The organism is Burkholderia sp. JKS000303 (assembly GCF_002563755.1).
GTDB lineage: Bacteria > Pseudomonadota > Gammaproteobacteria > Burkholderiales > Burkholderiaceae > Burkholderia > Burkholderia anthina_B.
Window position 1 is genome coordinate 3,402,803 of record NZ_PDBZ01000001.1, and the last position, 22,028, is coordinate 3,424,830.

At 68.5% G+C, this 22,028-nt stretch carries 6 protein-coding genes; 5 read left to right on the forward strand and 1 reads right to left on the reverse strand.

All coding sequences use genetic code 11. The features are described from left to right. Positions 1-352 precede the first annotated feature (352 nt). On the forward strand, positions 353-13,165 hold the full coding sequence (locus BX604_RS16230; RefSeq protein ID WP_098552911.1) for a filamentous haemagglutinin family protein: 12,813 nt from the start codon (positions 353-355) through the stop codon (positions 13,163-13,165). 349 nt (positions 13,166-13,514) lie between these two features. Continuing rightward, positions 13,515-14,270, forward strand: a complete 756-nt coding sequence (locus BX604_RS16240; protein ID WP_098551690.1) for a S1 family peptidase — start codon at positions 13,515-13,517, stop codon at positions 14,268-14,270. Between the two features lie 31 nt (positions 14,271-14,301). Here BX604_RS16240 and BX604_RS16245 read toward each other — a convergent pair whose 3' ends face one another. After that, positions 14,302-14,568 (reverse strand): hypothetical protein, encoded by a 267-nt coding sequence (locus BX604_RS16245; protein ID WP_098551691.1) that lies wholly within the window; start codon positions 14,566-14,568, stop codon positions 14,302-14,304. A gap of 288 nt (positions 14,569-14,856) precedes the next feature. On the opposite strand from BX604_RS16245, the gene BX604_RS16250 reads away from it, so the two are divergent. From BX604_RS16250 to BX604_RS16260, 3 genes are all read left to right on the forward strand, one after another. Continuing rightward, entirely contained in the window at positions 14,857-17,076 is a 2,220-nt protein-coding gene (locus tag BX604_RS16250) for a tetratricopeptide repeat protein (protein ID WP_098552912.1), read from the forward strand. 148 nt (positions 17,077-17,224) lie between these two features. Then, positions 17,225-19,393 carry a tetratricopeptide repeat protein gene (locus BX604_RS16255; protein ID WP_257146337.1) on the forward strand — a complete coding sequence of 723 codons (2,169 nt, stop codon included), beginning with the start codon at positions 17,225-17,227 and terminating at the stop codon, positions 19,391-19,393. Between the two features lie 11 nt (positions 19,394-19,404). Then, positions 19,405-21,708, forward strand: a complete 2,304-nt coding sequence (locus BX604_RS16260) for a tetratricopeptide repeat protein (RefSeq protein ID WP_098551693.1) — start codon at positions 19,405-19,407, stop codon at positions 21,706-21,708. Positions 21,709-22,028 lie beyond the last annotated feature (320 nt).

Below are 22,028 nucleotides of genomic sequence, written 5' to 3' on the forward strand. Positions count from 1 at the left end.
GTCGACCGTCATCCGAGCCACGCTGCGTTGTGCTTTTGCGGTATCCGGATTCTCGCGCGTCATCGTAGTGAGTCGTCCAGTTCCTGTCTCGCGCTCCCGGGCCTGCCGGATACCGGCGCGTGCGTTCGTGCACGCACACCGGCATCGGCCGCTCGCCCGGCGCGCGGCGGAGGGTTGCCTGTCCTCGAACTGGTCATCCATTCGTTGTCGTTTGCCTAACCAAATCGGGTTCGTTATGCCATCGCGGGTGTCGGGAAGCAGCGGTCGTACCAGCCAGCAGTCGGGCGCGGCCAGGGCCGCTCAGGAAGCGTATTTGCTGCGGCTTCGGCCGCTTCACCATGCCGTGGTGCTGATGCTCGCGGCCGGCGTGGCCGGGCATGCGCACGCGGCGGGCATCATGAATCTGGGGCAGGTGGCGGCACGCACGCCGGGCGGCGGTGCAGCGGGTGCGGGCGGGTTGCCCGGCATGCCGAATCTCGGCGTGTCGCCGCAGCAGGCGCTGCAGGCGAGCCAGCCGTCGATCCGCAACCTCGGGCACGCGGCGCAGGCGGTGGCCGCGCAGATCGCCGCGCAGCAGAGCGCGGCGGCCGCGGCGGCGGCGCTGCCGTCGACCGTCCCGAACGGCCTGACGCCGGGCGGGTTGCAGGTGGCGCCGGGCATCTCGTTCGCGAAGGACGGCAACGGCAATCCGGTCAGCCAGAACACCGACGCAGGCAATCCGCTGCTGTGGGTCAACGCGAATGGGCCGACACAGACGACGGACAGCAGCGGTCACGTGAATGTCGACGTGAAGCAGACGGGTCAGAACGCGGTGCTGACGTGGGAGACGATGAACGTCGGGCGTCAGACGACGCTGAACTTCGACCAGTCGGCGGGTACGCAGACGAACGGCGCGAACAACTGGGCGGTGCTGAACCGGGTGAACGATCCGAGCGGGCGGCCGAGCCAGATTCTGGGGAACGTCACCGCGCAGGGCGCGGTGTACGTGATCAACCGCAACGGCGTGCTGTTCGGCGCGGGCTCGCAGGTGAACGTGCATTCGCTGGTCGCGTCGTCGTTGAACCTGCTCGACGTGAAGAACCAGCCGATGCCCACGCCCGACGGCATCGTTGCGAGCAACCAGCAGTTCCTGAGCCTGCCGGCCGGCACGACCGGCGGCCTCGCGTATCCGGAATCGGGCAACTCGAATCCCAGCGGCCTGCAAGGTGCGACCGGGGTGCCGAACGAAGTGCTCGGGCTCGGCAATCAGGCGAACCTCGGCGGCCCGTATCAGGCACCGGGGGATATCACGATCGAGCAGGGCGCATCGATCACGACGCATACGAACGGCACGGCCAGCGACGGCGGCTTCGTGCTGGTCGCCGCGCCGAACGTGACGAACGGCGGCAGCATCACGGCGACGGCCGGGCAGGTCGTGTTGGCCGCCGGCGTCGGCGTCAGCGTGAAGCCGAATCCGGGCAATCCGCAGATCCTGGCGCCGGAACTGAGCGGACAGCTCGTCAAGGTCGATCTGCAAACCGGCGCATCGATCGACGTCACGCCGGCCGGCACGCTGACCAACACCGGGATCGTCCAGGCCGCGCGCGGCAACGTGAACCTGCTGGGCAACCGCGTTGCGCAGAACGGCGTGGTCGGCGTGACGACCAGCGTCAATACGCCGGGCGCGATCACGATCTCGACCGCCGACGAATACAGCTCGAATACGCCGTCGGGCGCCGCGTATCCGGGGATGGCCGGCGTGGGCGGCGGAACCGGCGGCGGCGACGACGTGCATCGCGCTGGCCTGCTGAGCTTCGGCCCGGAATCGGTGACGATGGTGCTGCCGGACGACAACGGCCAGACGGCGACGTCGACGCCGGGCACGGTTTTCACGCCGGGCAGCATCGCGATGAAGGCGGGCGCGGTGTGGTTCCAGGGCGGCTCGCTGATCGAGGCGCCCGGTTCGACCGTGTCGGTGACGGCATGGACGCCGTCGATGGCTGGCGCCGTGGCGGCCGGACAGACGGCGGTACCCGGGCGTATCTATCTGGACGACGGTGCGACGATCGACGTGTCGGGGCTCGCGAACGTCGAGTTGCCGATCGCGCAGACGCTGCTGACGGTCGAGCGGATCGGGCAGAACGAACTCGCTGATTCGCCGCTGCTGCGCAACAGCTTCCTGTTCGGCCTGAAGGGCGTGGTGGTCGACAGCACGCTGTCCGGCACGCGCAGCGACGGCGTGCAGTGGGTCGGCAGTCCGATCCTGAACCTGTCGGGTTATGTGAACCTGATTCCGCGCACGGTCGACCAGTTGCTGACGAACGGCGGCACGATCATCCTGTCGGGCAATGAAGTGATGACGGCCGCCGGTTCGTCGCTGAACCTGAACGGCGGCTACGTGCATTACGACGGCGGGATGGTGAACACGACACGACTCGTCGATGCCAATGGCGCGATCGTGCCGATCGGGCAGGCGAGCCCGTACGACACCTATGTGGGCGTCGCCGGCGAGTTCACCGAGTCGCATCCACGCTGGGGCGTGACGAAGACCTGGTACAACCCGCTGCTGAACGCGGGCGTCTACGTGGGCGACTACATCGTCGGCGGCAATGCGGGCACGCTGGATCTGTATGCGGCGCAGGCGCTGGTGCTCGACGGCGACATTACCGCGCAGGCGTTCGGCGGATCGAAGCAGGTGCAGGGCAATGCCGAGCCGTCGGGCGGCACGTTCAACCTCGGCGTCGATCCGAAGCTCGCCAGCGGCGCGGTGATCGGCCTGGCGTGGAACCAGTCCAGTGGTGCGCCGTCCGGCCTCTCCGGCCTCGTGATCGTGCAGGACCAGGCGCCGCAACTGACCGACCTGTTGCCGGGGTTTTCGATCGATACGCCGCTCGTCGCGAGCGCGTCGCCGGCGCCGACGATGGCCGCCGCTGATCCGGACAACCTGCTGACGACGATGGTCGTGCCGGCCGCGACGCTCAACCGCGGCGGCTTCGCGAACCTGAGCGTGACCGAGGACCTGACCGCGGGCAAGGGCATCGTGGTCGCGCCGGGCACGCAGTTGAACCTGCAACCGGGCGGTTCGATCGCGTTCAACAGCCCGCCGGTCGGCGCGGACGTCGACGTCGGCGGGCGCCTGTCGGCGCCGTCGGGCTCGATTTCGATCGCGAGCGGCGGCAACGTCGTCGTCGGGCCGCAGGGCACGATCAGCACCGCCGGCCAGTGGGTGAACAACGACGTGCGCGCCCAGCCGGGCACGACGCCCGGCAACAGCCAGTTCATCAACGGCGGCAGCATCGCGCTGTCGACGAACGAAAGCTCGGTCGGCCTGAGCGACGGCACGTACGCCGACACGACGGGTTCGATCCTGCTGCAGCCGGGCAGCGTGCTCGACGTGTCGAGCGGCGGCGAGATGCTCGCGAACGGCCAGTTGCTGATGCAGAACGGCGTGCCGATGGGGCGGGCCGGCAATGTGTCGCTGATCACGTACGCGACGCCGTCGTACTCGCAATACGGCAATGGCGACGTTCACGGACACGCGCTGCCGACCGCGCAGCCGACGGCTGGCACGGTCGCGCTGGGCGGCTCGATCCTGAGCGAAGGGTTTGCGGGCGGCGGCACGCTGACGTTGCAGGCGCTCGGTTTCCGGATCGGCGGCGATCCGGCGGCGGCGTCGCCGTGGGACGTCTATTTGCCGGCGAGCTTCTTTGCGCAGCAGGGCTTCGGCAAGTACGTGCTGAACGCGTATTACGACACGACCGTGGCGTCCGGCGCGACGATCGCGCTTACGCAGCAGAACCGCCTGCCGGACGTGCTGGCGTTGCAGCAGGCGGGCACCGGCGCGGACCTGTCGGCGGCGGGCCTGACGACGAGCGGCCAGCTCGACGCGTATCACCGGCAGGCGACGAACCTCGTGCTGACCGGCGGCAACTACGTGTCGTGGCGCGCTTCGCCGACGACGATGCCGTCGTATCCGGGCGTGACCGGCGCGGTCACGCTGTCGGCCGGCGCGTCGATCCACGCCGATGCCGGCGCGAGCATCGGCATCGGTTCGCCGGTGCAGGTGACGGTGCTCGGTTCGATGGTCGCGCCGGGCGGCTCGATCACGCTGAGCGCCGATACCGGCGGCGTGTTCGCGCAGCCGGGGCAATCCGGCGTATTCGTTCCGAGCGACAGCCGTTCGGTGTGGCTCGGCGCCGACGCGACGCTCGACGTGTCGGGTATCGCGCTCGCCAATCCGCTCGCCGCGCCGGCCCGGATCGGCGCGGCAATCGGCGTGCCGGACACCGGCAGGGTCTTGCCGGGCGGCGCGGTGACGCTGTCGAGCAACAACGGCTATGTCGTCGCGCAGGCCGGCTCGAAGATCGACGTGTCCGGCGCGTCGGCGCACTTCGACCAGTTGCAGGCGAACGGCACGTATGCGTCGCAACCGGTGTGGAGCGATGCGGGCTCGATCACGCTGGCCGCCGGATATGGCCTGTTCGCGGACGCAACGCTGTCCGCCCGGGGCGGCGCCGCGCAGGCGAGCGGCGGCACGCTGACGATCCTGCCGCGCCAGAGCGTCGGCGTGCCGGGGGCGACCGGACTGGTCGTGCGGCAGAGCGGGACGCTCGTGCCGGCCGGGCTGGCCCCGGGCGACGATTTCACGGCCGCGATCGATCCGACGACCGCGCAGGCGATCGGACAGCCGACCGGCGTGATCCAGTTCGTCGCCGACCGCCTGGACGGCTCGGGCATCGCGAACCTGGTGCTCGGGGACAGCACGCCGTCGTCATTGCCGATGCCGTTGCCGCCGATCGTGTTTGCCGGCGACGTGACGCTGGCGTTGCCTGCATCGGTGACGCTGAATACCGGCCGGATCGCCGCGCTGGGCCTCGACCAGTTCGACGCGCTGCTGTCGACGCCGGCGCAGCAGTGGGGCCGCGACAACGCGCTGTCGGCCATGCTCGCGCAAGCGCCTGTGCATCCGCTCGGCACGCACGTGACGATCGACGCGCCGTATGTCGCGGTGACCGGCCCGGTGAATACGTCGTTATCCTTGCCGTTTGCGCCGGTCGCGACGGTGTCGGATGCCACGCTGAACGTCAATGCGTCGTTCATCGACCTGAGCAACCAGTTTCAGTTGAACAACTTCGGTCACGCGAACTTCGACAGCCGCGGCGACATCCGGTTGAGTTCGACCAGCGTTGCAACGAACAACCAGGCCGCGCTGGCGCCCGGCATGCTGTATACGCCCGGCAACCTGACGTTCAAGGCGGCGGACGTGTATCCGTCGACCGGCAGCACGTTCATCGTCGACGCGGTCGGGCCGGCCGATCCGGTCACGGGCCTGCCTGCGCCGACGACGGTCACGGTCGCATCGAACGGTGCGTCCGGTACGCCGTTGTCGGCCGGCGGCACGCTGCTGGTCGATGCGACGAACATCGTGCAGGGCGGCACCGTGCGCGCGCCGTCGGGCACGATCGCATTCGGCGTCGGCGATCCGTCGAATGCGGCGACGCAGGCGCAGTTCGGCAACCTGCCGCTCGTCGCGACCGACTCGGTGACGTTCGCCAACGGCGGCATCACGTCGGTCTCGAACAACGGCGCGATCATTCCGTACGGCACGACCGTGGATGGCGTCGAGTGGCAGTTCAATCCGTTCACGGGCGTGACGGCACCCGACCTGAGCGCGCCGCCGTCGAAGTTCATCGGCGTGAACGGCAGCCGTGTGACGCTTGCGAAGGGCGCGACGATCGACCTGTCCGGCGGCGGTGACCTGCAGGCGGTCGAATGGGTGCCGGGCACCGGCGGCACGCGCGACGTGCTGTCGCAATACAACGTCAGCTATGCGGGCGGCAAGGGCGCGACGGCCGTACCGACCAATGCCGGCGCGGGGAACGTCTATGCCATCGTGCCGGGCGTGCAGTCGCCGGTCGCGGCGTACGATCCGGTGCTCGCGCAAACCGTGCAGCCGGCGGTCGCCGCGAACGGGACGCCGACGACCTCGACCGAGACCCTCGGCATCGGCCAGGCCGCCATCAACGACGGGATCGGCAAGGCCGTGTATCTGTCGGGCGTGCCGGGGCTGGCGGCGGGCTACTACACGCTGCTGCCGGGCAAGTATGCGACGCTGCCGGGCGCGTATCGCGTGACGGTGTCGAGCGTGGCCGGCAACGTCGCGCCGGGCGCGAGCGCGGTGCTGCCGGACGGGACGGTGGTGACGGCGGGTTACTTCGCCGATGCGCTGACGGGCAGCCGCAGTGCGACGCCGACGCTGTTCAACGTGCAGTCGGAGCCGGTGTGGCAGCAGTATTCGCAGTACACGATGACGCGCGCGAACCATTTCTTCACGACGCTTGCGGCAAGCAAGGGGAACGTGACGCCGCCGTTGCCGATGGACGGCGGGCAGCTGGTGCTGGCCGCGACGAAGGCGCTCGCGCTCGGGGCGACGCTGAATACGGCGGCGGTCACGGGCGGTGCGCCGGCCGAGGTCGATATCGCGTCGCAGGATATTCAGGTCACGGGCAACGGAAGCGCGGCGCTGGCGGGCTATCTGCAGATCGGCGCAGATGCGCTCGATTCGCTGAACGCGGGCAGCTTGTTGATCGGCGGCACGCGCACGGCTACGACGAAGGGCGTGACGATCACGCCGATCGCGAATAGCGTCGTGGTGTCGAACGACGGCAATACGTCGCTGAAGGGGCCGGAGATCCTGTTGGTCACGAAGACCGATACGAGCGGCACGGATCCGAACGGGGCCAACGGGCTGCGTATCGATGCGGGTGCATCGATTGCGGCTGACGGCGATTACCCGGCGGCGAAGGATCAGCCGATCGCGATCGCAGGCGACGGCGCGCTGCTGCGCGTGTCGAACGGCGCGATGGCGCCGCTCACGCGCACCGGTGGCACGGGTTCGGGGTTGCTGACGGTCGGTGCGGGCGCGACGCTTGCGGGTGGGCAGGCGCTGATGCTTGATTCGTCAGGTAACCTGAAGGTCGACCCGAGTGCAGTGCTGTCGGCCAAGGCGATCACGGCGGATGGTTCCGCGATTACATTCACGAACGCTGGTGGCGCAGCTGCTGCGAACCTGCCGGGCTTCGTGATCGATCCTGCGGGGCTTGCGCAGTTCGCGAACGCGCAGCAAGTCACGCTGCGCAGCTATGGCGCGATCGGTTTCATCGGTGATGTGAACGCGACGTTCGGCAACAGCGTCGATTTGAGCGCGGGCACGTTCACGAGCGATGGCGGTCATGTGACGCTGAACGCGCCGCAGATCGCGTTCACGAACGAGGCCGGTGCACCGAACGCGACCTCGACCACCGGCAACGGCACGCTGACGGTCAACGCGAAGGAGATCGACTTCGGCACGGGGACAAAGGCGCTGAGCGGTTTCGGAAACGTATCGATGACCGCGACGGGCGGGGTCGTCGGGCAGGATACGGGCACGTTCGACTTTGGCGCGTTGCCGGTGACGCTCGCCGCGCCGGTGTATCTGGCCGATACGAGTTCGGCGTCGACGGTGACGACGACCGGCGCGCTGACATTGAATGGCGCAACCGGCACCGCATTGACGAAGACGCCGGTAGGCGGTGCCTGGAGCTTCGTCGGCGGCACCATTGCCGATAACGGTGCGACGCTTGCCGCGCCGGCGGGCAACGTAAGCCTGGACGCGACGAGCGGCAACCTGACGATCGGCAGCGGCTCGACGGTGAGTTCGGCGGGCGTATCGAGGCAGTTCTTCGACGTGACGCAGTACGCACCGGCAGGATCGATCGCATTGACGGCAGACCACGGCACGGTCGACGTGCAATCCGGCTCGACGCTGGATTTCTCGGGCGCGACCGGCGGCGGCGCGGCCGGGAGTTTGACGTTGTCTGCGCCGCAGCAGGTCGTGAACCTGAACGGCACGCTCAAAGGCGGTGCGTCGAATGGTTATGCGGGCGGCTCGCTGTCGCTCGATACGAGCGGCGCGGCGGACCTCGACGCCCTTGCTAAAACGCTCGCCTCAAGCGGCGTGAACAACGCGATCACGGTCCACACGAAGACCGGCAACCTGACGCTGTCGGCCGGCAATGCGCTGACCGCGAGGGCTGTCTCGCTGACCGCGGACGGCGGTGCGGGCAACGCCTCGGACACCGCGAACGGCAACGTGAACGTACTCGGCACGATCGACGCATCGGGCAACGCGGGCGGCGAGATCGACCTGTACGGCCGCAGCGGCGTGGATATCGAAGGCACGCTGCTCGCGCGCGGCTCGGACCCGACCCAGCGCGGGGGCAAGGTGAACATCGGCACGAGTGCGGTATTCGATCCGACGATCGTCGACGCGAACGGCCACTCGATCGCGACCAACGCGACCTACGGTTACGAAAACATCGATCTGGCCCACTCCGGTCGGATCGTGCTGGGCGCAAACGCACTGATCGACGTATCGGGCGGTACGGCCGGCGGCCTGTCGGGCGGCACGGTGAATTTCCGCGCGCCGCTGTTGATGGACGGCACGACCAACGTGACGCTGAACGCGCCGTCGGACCCGAAATACGGGATCAAGGGTTCGCGCTCGACGACACTCGAAGCCTATGCGGTATGGAGCACGACGGACGCGACGACGGGCGCGCAGCACTTCGACGGCATCGTCGATCCGGCCGGATGGTACGACGCCAGCGGACATTTGCTGGCCGGCACGTTCACCGCGCAGGGCACCGGCGGCGCGACGTTCGCATTCGCGCCGGACGGGCACGGCGGCGGCACGCTGACGAACAACGCGACCGGCGCGCAGGCGACGCTGACCGGTAGCCAGACCGATCTCGCATCGCTGTACAACGGCGTCGCGTCGATCGATTTTCCCGGCATGGACAGCACGTACTTCGTGCCGACCAGCCCGAACGCCGATCACCAGACCTACTACGGCGGGCAGATCGCCAAGGCGAGCGACGGCACGCTGACGATGGTGCCCGGCACGCTGATGGATTTCGTCCAGAACGGCCTCGGCGCGAACGGGCCGACGCTCGCCGGGCAGCCGTCGAGTATTCCGAATTTCCGCGTGGCGCCGGGCATCGAGCTGGACAATCCGAGCATGGCGATCAACGGCGGCAACATCTCGATCCTGTCGAACTGGAACCTGGGCACCGGGTTGCCGAACAATAGCGGCACGATCGTCCCCGTCTTTCGCTACCAGCACACGATCGCGCCGATGCTGACGTTCCGGGCCGCGAACGATTTCGATGCGCAGGCGAGCATCACGGACGGCTTTTTCCAGAACACGGTGGCGACGATCCTGGGGGCGGCGGGGAATGCGGGGGCGACCGGTACCTATACCGATGCGCTGACGCTCTACAACAGCCTGATGTCGGTCGACGATCCGGCGTCGATCACCGTGCAGTTCACCGACGGAACGAGCCAGTCGCTGACCGGGATCGGCAGCGACGCGACGAACCCGCTGCACGACCCGAATCTCGCACTGAGCGCACCGCTCACGAATCAGTCCGCGGAATACTATTCCGACTATCTCCAGTACGCGAATGCGTGGGGAACGTATTACGGCAACTGGGCCAGCGGACGCTATGAGTTCCATATGCTGCCGTGGTCCCCGTTGCATGTCGCGGCGCCCGTTCGCGCGAACTACGCGTCGTATCAGGATTATCTGACGGCGTACTTCGGCGGGGCGGATAGCTGGCTGTGGGGGTACAACACGACGTCCGTCGCCGGGGTAGTCCGGAACGGGGCCGTCCTGATCGAGAAGTTCGGCACACCCACACCACCGGATTTTTCATCGAATCCCGGCGATTACGGGCAGTACCTGGCCGTCTACGACCGCTATCTGGACAAGGTCTCCGGCACGAAATCGCTGCCGTCGCCGTTCGTGAATCCGAAGAACGCGTACAGCTTCTTCTACGCGCCGACCGCACCGTTGTCGATCCCGTACACGGGGCTCAATATCGGGACCTTGCCCGGCAATCTGCCGGCCAGTGTCGCAACGCCCGACAACCCGTTGCCGATCAGTTTCGCGTCGTTGCTCGGCGGCCAGAGTGCGTCGTACCGGATCGTCGCCGGCGCCGACGTCGCGAGCGCCAATCCGCTCGCGATGCAACCGATCGGGATGTCCGGTGCCGGCAGCGCGTCGGGCGGCAACGTGACGCTGAGCCAGCATACGGCCTACGTCGATTCGAACGGGCTCACGCTGCTGCAGCCGACGACGATCCGCACCGGCACGGGCTCGATCGACGTGGCGGCGGGCAACGCATTCACGCTGGCGGACCCGATCGCGCCCGGCGTCGTCTATGCGGCCGGCGCACCGGCGCAGACGGAGCCGCCGCAGGGTATCGTCGCGGCGCTGATGAGCGGCGGCTCGGGACGGCAGGACATCCTGGTCACGCCGGCCGTCAATCCGGACTCGGCCGGCGACATCACGATTCATGCGCAGGGCAACATCAACGGCGTCGAATACGTGACCGACGCGACGGGCACGGTGACGGGCCTGGCCGGCAACAGCATCAGCCAGTACTGGTGGCAGTGGATGCAGATCTCGCCGGGCATCACCAACGGTCAAGGTGCGTTCGCGCCGTTGACGCGCACGTCGATCGACTTCGGCGCGTTCGGCCAGGGCGTGATGAGCGTCGGCGGCAACGTGTCGGTCAGCGCGGGCGGCACGATCTCGGACCTGGCCGTATCGTTGCCGACCACGTGGTACCTGGACGGCAGTGGCAAGCCGGTCACCGTCGGCGGCGGCAACCTGACGGTGCACGCCGGCGACAGCATCCTGAGCGGCACCTACTTCGTCGCGAAGGGAACCGGAACGATCGCGGCCGGCGGCCGCATCGGGCCGGATATCGCGGTGCCGTCGCGCGTCACCGGTCAAGGCCCGGTGGGCGTGTCGACAATCCTCGCGACGCAGGACGGCGTGTTCGACGTGACCGCGCGGCAGGGCGTCGAGCTCGGCGCGGTGCTCGATCCGTCGTATTCGAACGCGTTCCCGCAGGCCGGCGGTGTGCCGTCCGGGAACATCACGCTCGCGAACTATTTGCAGTACGCCGACAGCCAGGGCTACTCGCCGACTTCCGCGGTGAACGTGCTGTCCACGACCGGCGACGTCCGGCTCGGCGCGATCGGCGGCCTGTTGACCGGCACGAACGGGGTGCTGCCCGCCAGCGTGAACCTGACGGCATTCAGCGGCGGCATCGACATCGAAACGGGCGGCACGCTCTATCCGTCCGCGATCGGACAGTTGAGCCTGATCGCCGATCAGTCGGTGCATCTGTCCAACATCGCGGCGAGGTACGTGAACGATGCGGCGCTGTCGAACCAGTTCGGGATGTCCGACGCCGATCCGGCGATGATGCCGTCGCCGACGAACCCGACTGCGACGGTTCCCGCGCTGATGGGTACGACGCTCGGTTCCCATGCGCCTGGCGCACTGCACGGCGACGACACGACGCCCGCGCGGATCTACAGCCTGGACGGCAGTATCGTGAACGGCATGGCCGATGCGTCCGGTAGCGGCTTTTACCGGAATCTCGTCACGTTGTCGATCGACAAGCCCGCGCTGCTGCAGGCCGGGCAGGACATCGTCAACCTCGCGTTGTTCGGCCAGAACCTGCGCAGCTCGGACGTGACGCGTGTGGTGGCCGGCCGCGACATCTACGACACGCCGCTGCCGTTCAACGCAGGCGCGATACCGGTGCTGGCGCTCGGCGGACCGGGCTGGTTCGACGTGCAGGCCGGGCGCAACATTGGCCCGCTGACGAACCCGGTGCAGCTCTACAACGCGCAGGGGAACACCGGCTCGCTCGGCACGTTCTTTGCCGGTATCGACGCAATCGGCAACGCGAACAATCCGAACCTGCCGCACGAGAGCGCGAACGTGAACGTGCTGTTCGGCGTCGGGCCCGGCGTCGATTTGCAAGGGTTCATCTCGACCTACATCGCGCCGGGCAGCGCGGTGGCCGGCGTGCCGGGCGCGACGCCAGCGCTGATCGCGTTCATGCAGGACTACGACGCCGGGCAGATCGTCGACACCGGGCTGGCCAGGGACAAGCAGGACGCGCTGGCGAAGGTGAGCCAGATGACGGCCGATGATGCGTGGAAGCAATTCCAGGCGCTGCCGTCATACGTGCAGCAGTTCTTCGCCGAGAAGGTGCTGTTCAGCGTGCTGACGCAGGTCGGCGAGGATTACAACAATCCGGCCAGTGCGTATTACCAGAAGTACGCGCGCGGCTACGAAGCGTTGAACACGCTGTTCCCGGCCTCGCTCGGCTATACGGCGAACCACCTCGACGGCGGAGGCAATGGCGCGAACCAGCCGGTGAGCACTGGCAACCTCGATATCCGCAGCACGACGATCCAGACCCAGCAGGGCGGCAACATCTCGATCCTCGGGCCGGGCGGGCAGGCGCTGGTGGGCAGCACGTCGGCGCCGCCGCAGATCGTCGACAGCAGCGGAAGCGTCGTCGCCGGCCCCGGCACGATGGGCATCCTGACGCTGGAAAAGGGCGACGTGAACATCTTCACGGATCAGAGCGTGCTGCTCGCGCAGAGCCGGATCTTCACCGAGCAGGGCGGCGACATGACGATCTGGAGTTCGAACGGCGACATCAACGCGGGCAAAGGCGCGAAGTCGTCAGCCGATACGCCCGCGCCGCAGTACGTGTGCGATGCGAACCATTACTGCACGGTCGACGCGCGCGGCGAAGTGACGGGCGCGGGCATCGCGACGTTGCAGTCGCTGCCGGGCGTGGCGGCGGGGACGGTGAACCTGATCGCGCCGCGCGGCACGGTGGATGCGGGCGATGCAGGGATTCGTGCGGGCAACCTGAACGTGGCGGCGCTGAGGGTGGCGAACGCGGACAACATCCAGGTGACGGGCAAGGCGACCGGTATCCCGATGGTGCAGGCGGTGAACACGGGCGCACTGACCGCGGCGAGTTCGGCGGCATCGGCGGCGAGCCAGATGGCGCAGGACCTCGCAAGGAACAACGCGGCGGGCGGCAATCAGCGACGCTGGACGATCTCGGTGCAGGTCGAGGGCTTCGGCGACCCGGGCGGCGATGACAAGCGCAGGCGCCGCGGCGCGCAGCAGCTCGGCTACGACGCGTCCAGCTCGGTGGCCGTGCTCGGGGTCGGCGCGGTCGGCGACGCGCAGCGAACCTTGCTGAATCCGGGCGAGCAGGCGAAGCTGGGGAGGGCGATCAAGGTCGGCAGGCTCTGATGCGGGATGGCATCGCCCGATCCGTCTTGTTGTTATGAGGGCATTTCCGCATGAGCGGACGGAGGTGGGCGATGCGCAACGGCCTGGCAACGATCGCCGCGATCACGGAGGCGGATCGCGCACCGGTCGACGTGGATGACGCGCGACACGGCGGTCGCGAGCGGCGCGCCGGTACGTCATCTGCCGGACGCCCGTGCCGTCGTCGGTGCGGCGGCGGCAATCCGGAAACGAATGCGCAAAGACGATCCGGTCCGCATGCGCGGTTCGACGCGTGCGATCGGTCGGCAAAGCACCGGATCCGGCCCGGCCGGCCGCTTTGGCGCGACTCGCCCGGCGTCGGCTCACCTGAATGAAGCGCGTGCTGCGCACGGCATCGGCGGCGGCGCTGTTGTTCGCCGTCGCCGCGGTGGCCCAGACGACGCGCGAGCCGGTGATGAACGCGCCGTCGAAGCGGATCGACGCGTTCGCGCTGGAGGCCAACGCGACGGGCTTCTTCGTCAACGACGATGGCGACCTGCTGACCGCGCGTCATGTCGTCGACGCGTGCCGGACGCTGTTCGTGATCAAGGATGCGCGCGTCGCACGGGCGACGGTCAAGGCGGTGAGCCGCGACCGGGATCTGGCCGTGGTCACGAGCACGATCCGGCCGTTGCTGGCGGCCAGCTTCGCGCGGCGCGCCGACGTGCATGCGGCGCAGCCGGTGTTCGCGGCGGGTTATGACGTGCTGCGGCACATGCCGGATCGCGCGACGACGCTGTACAACGCGTTCACGCGCGCCGACGCGCGCAGCGATGTCTCGGACGAGTTCACGCTGATGTCGGCCGCGACCCACGGCGCGAGCGGTGCGCCGGTGCTGGATCAGGCGGGCCGGGTGATCGGGCTGATCACCGACCGCGCGACGGTGGCTGGCGACGATGCGCGATCGGTCGCGACGCGCTCGGACGCGGCAAGCTATGTGATCGCGATCCGCGGCGATCCGATCAAGGCCTTCCTGCGCACGTCCGGCGTGCCGTTCAGCGAATCGGACGCGCCGCAACTGGAGCCGATGCAGGCGCGCGGGCCGCGCGCGGCGACGCTGGAGGCCGGGATCCTGTGCGGGGAATGAAAAGGGCGTCGGCGCACACGCGCAGCGGACGTTAGAAGTCCGCCGGGCCGAGCGGCACGCGCTTGCCGTCGGCGGAAAAGCCGCGGTTCGTGACGGCCAGCGCAATCCTGTCGATCTCGCGCGCGAAGACCCGTGCCAGGTGCGGGCCGCCGGCGTCCGTCGCGCCCAGTGTCCGGCGTGCGACTTCGTGAGGAATCTCGAATGCGGTGTAGCCCCATCCGAGGTGGTATGCGGAGAACCACAGGTTGTTGTCTTCCGTGACGAACGGTGTCGTCAGCGATACGCTCGTGTCGTGCATGATTCGCAAGCCGCTCGTGGATGACCCGAACGCATTATCCGGTTTCATTGCGACAGCGCAACATCGCTTCGAACACGAAGAATTTGCGCCGACGGCATTTCCGCGATGCCTGCCGATCGACGCAGGCCCACCGCGACGCCGCGTCCGTCGTGCCGGCCGAAATGGTCCGTAACATTCGTCATACGCGTGTTGTCGCGCGCCCGCTAGTCTGATGCAGGAACGTGCCACTACCCGGAGCGATCGCTTCGGGCGAGAGGTGGCGCTGTGCAACACGACGAGGGGGCGAAGATGGCGGTTGAGTACCCGCATCACGCGGCGGCAGGTGCGTCGGCCGCCGGTGCGTCCGACAGCCGGAGCCGCGCGGCGAACCTGTCCCGTGCACGGGACTGGCACGCGGCCGGCCGGTTCGACGACGCGGCGCGCGAATACGAGGGCGTGCTCGCGAACGAGCCGGATCGCGCGGACGCGCTGCACCTGTATGGCGTGCTGCAGCATCAGCGCGGCAACACGGCCGACGCGAAACGGTTGATGCGCCGCGCCGTGTCGATCGCGCCGGACGCCGCCATGCTGTCGGACCTCGGCGTGCTGGCGGCGGCGGACGGCGACCTCGACGCGGCGCTGGCGAATTTCGAGGCGGCGTTGCAACTGGATCCGCACCACGTGGCGACGCTGGTGCGCCGCGGCAACACGATGATCGGCGTGCGCCGGTACGCGGCGGCGCTGGCGGATTACGATCGCGCGCTGGACGCGTCGCCGTTGCTGTTCGATGCGCTGTGCAATCGCGGCGCGGCGCTGCGTGCGTTGGGCCGGCTGCAGGATGCGCTCGACACATACGAGCGTGCGCTGACCGTCGATCCGCGTTCGTTCGAATCGCTGTACAACCTCGGAAACGTGCTGCGGGACTTGCAGCGTCCCGCCGATGCGCTGCTCAACTACGAGCGCGCGCTGGCGCTCGCGCCGAACCATCCGGACATCCTGTCGGTGAAGGGCCGCACGCTCGTCGAGCTCGGCCGGCCGAAGGAAGCGCTCGCCAGTTTCAACGAAGCGATCGCGGCGCAGCCGGATTCCGTCGAGGCGCTGTACAACAGCGCGGTCGCGCTGGAGCGGCTCGGGCGCGCGGAAGAAGCGATGCAGCGCTGCGACCGGGTGCTGACGCTCGATCCGCGGCACGCGAAAGCCCATGCGACCCGCGGCAATGCGCTGCTGCACCTGAAACGGTACGAAGACGCGCTCGCCGACTACACGCGCGCGCTCGACATCGAGCCCGGCGCGGTGGACGTGCTGTGCAATCAGGGCACCGCGTTGCGGCAGCTCGAACGTCACGATGCGGCGTTGCAGTGCTACGACGCCGCGCTGGCCGCGAACGCGGCATTCGCGGAAGCCTGGTGCAATCGCGGCAACGTGTTGCAGGACCTGCGCCGTTACGACGCGGCATTGGCATCGTTCGACCGTGCGCTCGCGATCAACCCGAAGTACGCGATGGCGTGGTTCAACCGCGGCAGCGTGCTGCTCGAGATGCTGCGGTTCGACGACGCGCTGGCGTCGTTCGACCAGGCGATCGCGTTCGAGCCGAACTACGTCGACGCGCACTTCGCGCAGGGCTTCATCCATTTGCGGAACGGCGACTTCGCGCGCGGCTGGCCGAAATACGAATGGCGGCTGCGCGACCCGAAATCCGAACATCGCGATCGCGTATTCGCCCGGCCGCGCTGGACCGGCACCGAGTCGCTCGACGGCCGCACGATCCTGATTCATGCGGAGCAGGGGTTCGGCGACACCATCCAGTTCTGCCGTTACGCGGAACGCCTCGCCGACGCGGGCGCGCGGGTCGTGCTGGAGGTCCAGCCGGCACTGCGCTCGCTGATGGCGTCGCTGCGCGGACCCGCGCAGGTCGTCGCGCGCGGCGAGCCGTTGCCGGCCCACGATTTTCACTGTCCGCTGCTCAGCCTGCCGTTCGCATTCCAGACGGACGCCGCGACCATTCCCGGCAAGACGCCGTACCTGCAGGCGGATCCGGGCCTGGTGCGCGACTGGGAGAGCCGGCTCGGCGCGCGGCGCAGCCTGCGCGTGGGCCTCGCGTGGTCAGGCAACCCGGAACACCGCAACGATCGCAACCGGTCGATCGCGCTGGCCGAACTGATGCCGCTGCTGGATCTCGACGTCGAATGGATCAGCCTGCAGAAGGTCGTGCACGCGCGCGACGCGGCGCTGCTCGAACGGGCGCCGATCGACAGCTTCGACGTGGAACTCCGTGATTTTTCGGATACGGCGGCGCTGATCCGCTCGCTGGATCTGGTCGTGTCCGTCGATACCGCCGTCGCGCATCTGGCCGGCGCGCTCGGCTGTCCCGTCTGGATCCTCGTCACCCATCTGTCCGAGTGGCGATGGATGAGCGAGCGCAACGACAGCCCGTGGTATCCCGCTGCGCGACTGTTTCGGCAACCCGCCGCGGGGCGCTGGCCGGACGTGATCGACGCGGTGCGGGCGGAAATCGCCGGTCTGATTTAGCCGGATGACACAAGGTGCAAAGGGCGGACAGACGCCCGGGAGAGGAACAATGGGGTCTCGGGCGGGTAGCGGCTCGCAGCGCGAAGCGCGGTCGCGGTCGGCGTCGGCGCGCGCGGACGAACGGAATGCGTCGGCGACGATCGACGACATGTTGCGACGCGCACGCGCGTCGCACGAGCGCGGCGCATTGCCGGACGCGGAACTCGGTTATCGCGAAGTGCTCGGCGTCGATCCGGATCATGTGGACGCATGGCATCTGCTGGGCGTGCTGCATTTTCAGCACGGCCGGCTGGAGGACGCCGACGCGGCGATCGCGCGTTCGATCGCGCGCGCACCGTCGGCGCTCGCGCTCGCCAATCACGCCTCGGTGCTGGTCGGTCTCGGCCGCCGCGACGAAGCGCTGGCGCGGCTCGACCATGCGCTGACGCTCAATCCCGCGCATCTGCGCGCGTTGCTGCTGCGCGCCGGCGTGCTCGCGGACCTCGGGCAGCACGCCGAAGCCGTCGTCGCGTACGACCGGCTGCTCGAACATGCGCCGACGCTGATCGAAGCGCTGTGGCGGCAGGCGGCCGCGCTCCATGCGCTGCAGCGTCATGCGGATGCGCTGCACGCATGCGACCGCGCGCTGGCGGTCGATCGCCGCGCGTTCGACGCGCACCGGCAGCGCGCGCGGATCCTGCGCGACCTGCGCCGGTTCGACGAAGCGCTCGAACACTATGCGCACGCGCTGGCGGTGACGCCGAACAGCGCGGAAATGCTGCTGATGCAGGGGCTGACGCTCGCGGATCTCGGCCGGCTCGACCAGGCGCTGGCCAGCCTGAACGAAGCGATCGCCGGGCAGCCGGATTTCATCGACGCGCTGTACAACAGCGCGGTGATGCTCGAGCGCATCGGCCGTTACGTGGATGCGCTCGCGCGCTGCGATCGCGTGCTGGCGCTGGATGCCGCGCATGCGGGGGCGCTTGCCAATCGCGGCAACGCATTGTTCGGGCTTGCGCGCTATCCCGATGCGCTGGCGAGCTACGACGCATCGCTGGACGTGGCGCCGCAATTCATCGAGGTGCTGTGCAATCGCGCCAGAACGCTGACGCGCATGCGGCGCGAGACGGAAGCGCTCGCGAGCTGCGATCGGGCCATCGAGATCGACGCTGGCTATGCGCTGGCGTGGTTTACGCGCGCGCGCATCCTGCAGCGCTTGCACCGCTACGCGGACGCGCTCGCCGGTTATGACCGCGTGCTCGCGCTCGACCCGGCCGACCAGCTGGCTCATTATCAGCGCGGCAACGTGCTGCGCTCGATGATGCGTCACGACGAAGCGCTGATGGCCTACGACCGTGTGGTCGCGCTGGATCCGGAGAACATCGCCGCGAACTTCACGAAGGCGTTCGTCTATCTGCAGATGGGCGATTTCGAGCGCGGCTGGCCGGCATACGAATGGCGCTGGCGCGAAGATCAGGTTGGCGCACACAAGCGCGCGTTCGCGCAGCCGCTGTGGCTGGGGAACGAATCGATCGACGGCCGGACGATCCTGCTGCACGCGGAACAGGGGCTGGGCGACACATTGCATTTCTGCCGCTACGCGAAATTCGTCAAGGCGCTCGGCGCGCGCGTCGTCATCGAGGTGCAGGGTGCGCTGAAGTCGGTGCTGGCGGATGTCGAGGGCGTCGACGAGGTGGTCGGCTATGGAGAACCGTTGCCGCCGTTCGATATTCACTGTCCGTTGCTGAGCCTGCCGCTGGTGTTTCGCACGGATTCTGCGTCGATTCCGGCCGACGTGCCCTATCTGCGCGCGAGCCCCGAACGGATCGCGGCATGGCAGGCGACGCTCGGCGAGCGGACGCGTCCGCGCGTCGGTATCGCGTGGTCGGGCAACCCGAATCACCTGGACGACCACAATCGCTCGATCCTGCTCGAACATCTGCTGCCGCTGCTGACCGACGACGTCGAATGGATCAGCATCCAGAAGGTCGTGCGCGACGAGGACCGGCCGGTGCTGGACGCGTCGCCCATCCGGCACTTCGGCGACGCACTCGGATCGTTTGCCGATACGGCCGCGCTGATGGCATGCGTCGACTGCATCGTGAGCGTCGATACGTCGGTCGCTCACCTGGCCGGCGCGCTCGGCAGGCCGTTGTGGATCATGCTGCCGTTCCTGCCCGACTGGCGCTGGCTGCTCGATCGCGACGACAGTCCGTGGTATCCGAGCGCGCGGTTGTTCAGGCAGTCGCGTGCAGGCGAGTGGGGCGACGTGTTCGAGCGGATCGGAGCGGCGCTGAAGTCGTTGCCGAATGCGGTGCCGGCCGCGATACCGACCTGAGCGGAGGAGCGATGGCGCACGCGAAGCGGCACGAGGATAGGATCCGCGGCGGGGGCCGGGCGGCATCCGATGCGGACGCGACGGACCTCACGGGCGGACGTGCCGCCGTGATGGGCGCGGCGATACGAGATGCGCTGCAAAGGGCGCGCGCGTTGCTCGAGCGCGGCGAGTTCGCGCATGCACAGCCGCTGTATCGCGGCGTGCTCGCGATCGATCCCGGGAATACCGAAGCGTTGTTGCTGCTCGGCGTGGCCTGCGACCAGGGGGGCGATTGGGTCGAGGCCGAGCGCCTGATGGCGCGCGCGCTGCGGAGCGAACGGCGCTACGCATGGGCGTTCGCCAACCACGGGCTGGTGCTCGTCAAGCTCGGGCGCCATGAAGCCGCGCTCGAACCGTTGCGGGAAGCGCTGCGGCTCGACGGGCGGCATGCCGCCGCCCACGTCAGCCTCGGCAACGCGCTGCTCGCGCTCGAACGCCATGCCGACGCGCAGAAGGCCTATGAGCAGGCGCTGGCCATTGCCCCGGCGCTCGCCGAGGCGTGGAGCAACCGCGGCAATGCGCTGCGCGCGCTCGGCCGTCCCGCCGATGCGCTGATCAGCTTCGATCGCGCGCTGGCGATTTCCGGGAACGATTTCGCGACCCATACCAATCGCGGTCATGCGCTGCGCGATCTCGGCCGGCACGACGACGCGTTGCGCAGCTATCGGCTCGCGCTGGTCATTCGGCCGCGCGTGCCCGAGTTGCTGTCGCAGTGCGGGGCGATGCTGCTGGCGCTGGGGCATGATGCGCAGGCGCTGGCCGCTTTCGATCAGGCGCTCGACGTGAAGCCGGACGACGTCGACATCCTGTATCAAAGCTGCGTTGCGCTCGACCTGCTGCACCGCTATGAGGAACTGCTCGAGCGGTGCGAGCGCATCAGGGCGCGCGCGCCGGACCATGCAGGTGCCGGGCTCGGGCGGGCCAACGCGCTGCAGGGCTTGCGCCGCCATGCGGAAGCGGCCGACGCGTATGCGCAGGCGCTCGCCGGGCATCCGGACCTGCTGGTGGCGCTGAGCAATCAGGGCGTCGCGTTGCGGATGCTGGACCGCTATGCCGACGCATTGAACAGCTACGACGGCGCGCTCGAGCGGATCGGCGCGAATGCGCAACTGCTGATGAGCCGCGGACACGCGTTGCAGCAACTGGGTCGCTACGACGACGCGCTCGCGAGCTACGCGGCGGCCGCCGAAGTCGAGCCGGCCGATGCGGATGGCTGGGCGCTGCGGGGCGGCGCCATGCAGCAGTTGCTGCGCTTTGACGACGCACTCGACTGTTACCGCCGGATGCAGTCGATGGCGCCCGACAACGACGCGGGGCATCACGAGGAAGCCTATTGCCGGCTGCTGATCGGCGATTTTGAGCAAGGCTGGAAGAAATACGAATACCGCTGGGTGGATCCTGACGCCACCCGGTCCCGCCGTCACGCTCACCGGCCGTCCTGGTCCGGGAGCGAACCCGTTGCCGGCAAGACGATCCTGCTCCATTCGGAGCAGGGCTACGGCGACACGCTGCAGTTTTGCCGCTACGCGAGTCTCGTCGAGGCGCGTGGCGCGCATGTCGTGCTGGAGGTGCCACCCGCGTTGAAGGCGCTGTTGTCGTCGCTTCAGGGCAGCCCGCAACTCGTCGCGATTGGCGAGCCGTTGCCGGCCTTCGATCTGCAATGTCCGTTGCTGAGCCTGCCGCTGGCGTTCGGCACCGACCTGGCGACCCTGCCCGCACCGGTGCCGTATCTGCGCGCGGACGTCGCGCGCGTGCGGGCCTGGGCGCGCAGGCTGGGCGAGGGCGCGCGGCCTGGACCGCTCAACATCGGGCTCGCGTGGTCCGGCAATCCGACGCACAACAACGACATGAACCGCTCGATCGTGCTGGCGGCGCTCGCGCCGTTGTATTCGCAGCGCGCGAGGTTCGTCAGCCTGCACCAGCAGGTACGCGAGCGGGACACCGCGGCATTGGCCGACAGCGGCATGCTCGACGTCGGCGCCGATTTGCGGGATTTCGCGGATACGGCGGCGTTGATCGCGTCCCTCGATCTGGTCATTTCGGTCGACACGTCGGTCGTGCACCTGGCCGGTGCACTCGGCAAGCCGGTCTGGGTGCTGCTGCCGCGCGTGCCTGACTGGCGCTGGCTGCTGAAGCGGGAAGACAGCCCGTGGTATCCGACCGCGCGACTGTTCCGCCAGGACAAGCCGGGCGACTGGCCCGCCGTGATCGAGCGGGTCGGGCAGGCGCTGGCGCGACACATCGATGAAAGGCCCGCGCATGCCGGCGACGTTTGATGTGGGTACGGACGCGGCCGGCTGAACGGCGCGGATCCGGACGGCCCTAAAAAGGTACGTACCTTTCCTGACGACCGGAATCGTCCGTAACACCCGAAACGCATCTGCCACGTCGAGTCCGTACCTTTGGCACATTTACCGACCGATCCGGGCGGGTGTCGTCGCGGCTGCGTTTGCCGGCCGTGCGGCGGCCGCCTGCCGGATCCGGCGGTCCATTCTTTGTATTCGGGACAGTCGACAATGGCAGCACGTGTGCGCGTTCAACAAACGGTCTCCCTCTCACCGGCCTGCCTGCGGGCGAATCTCCGGCCGCTGTGCCA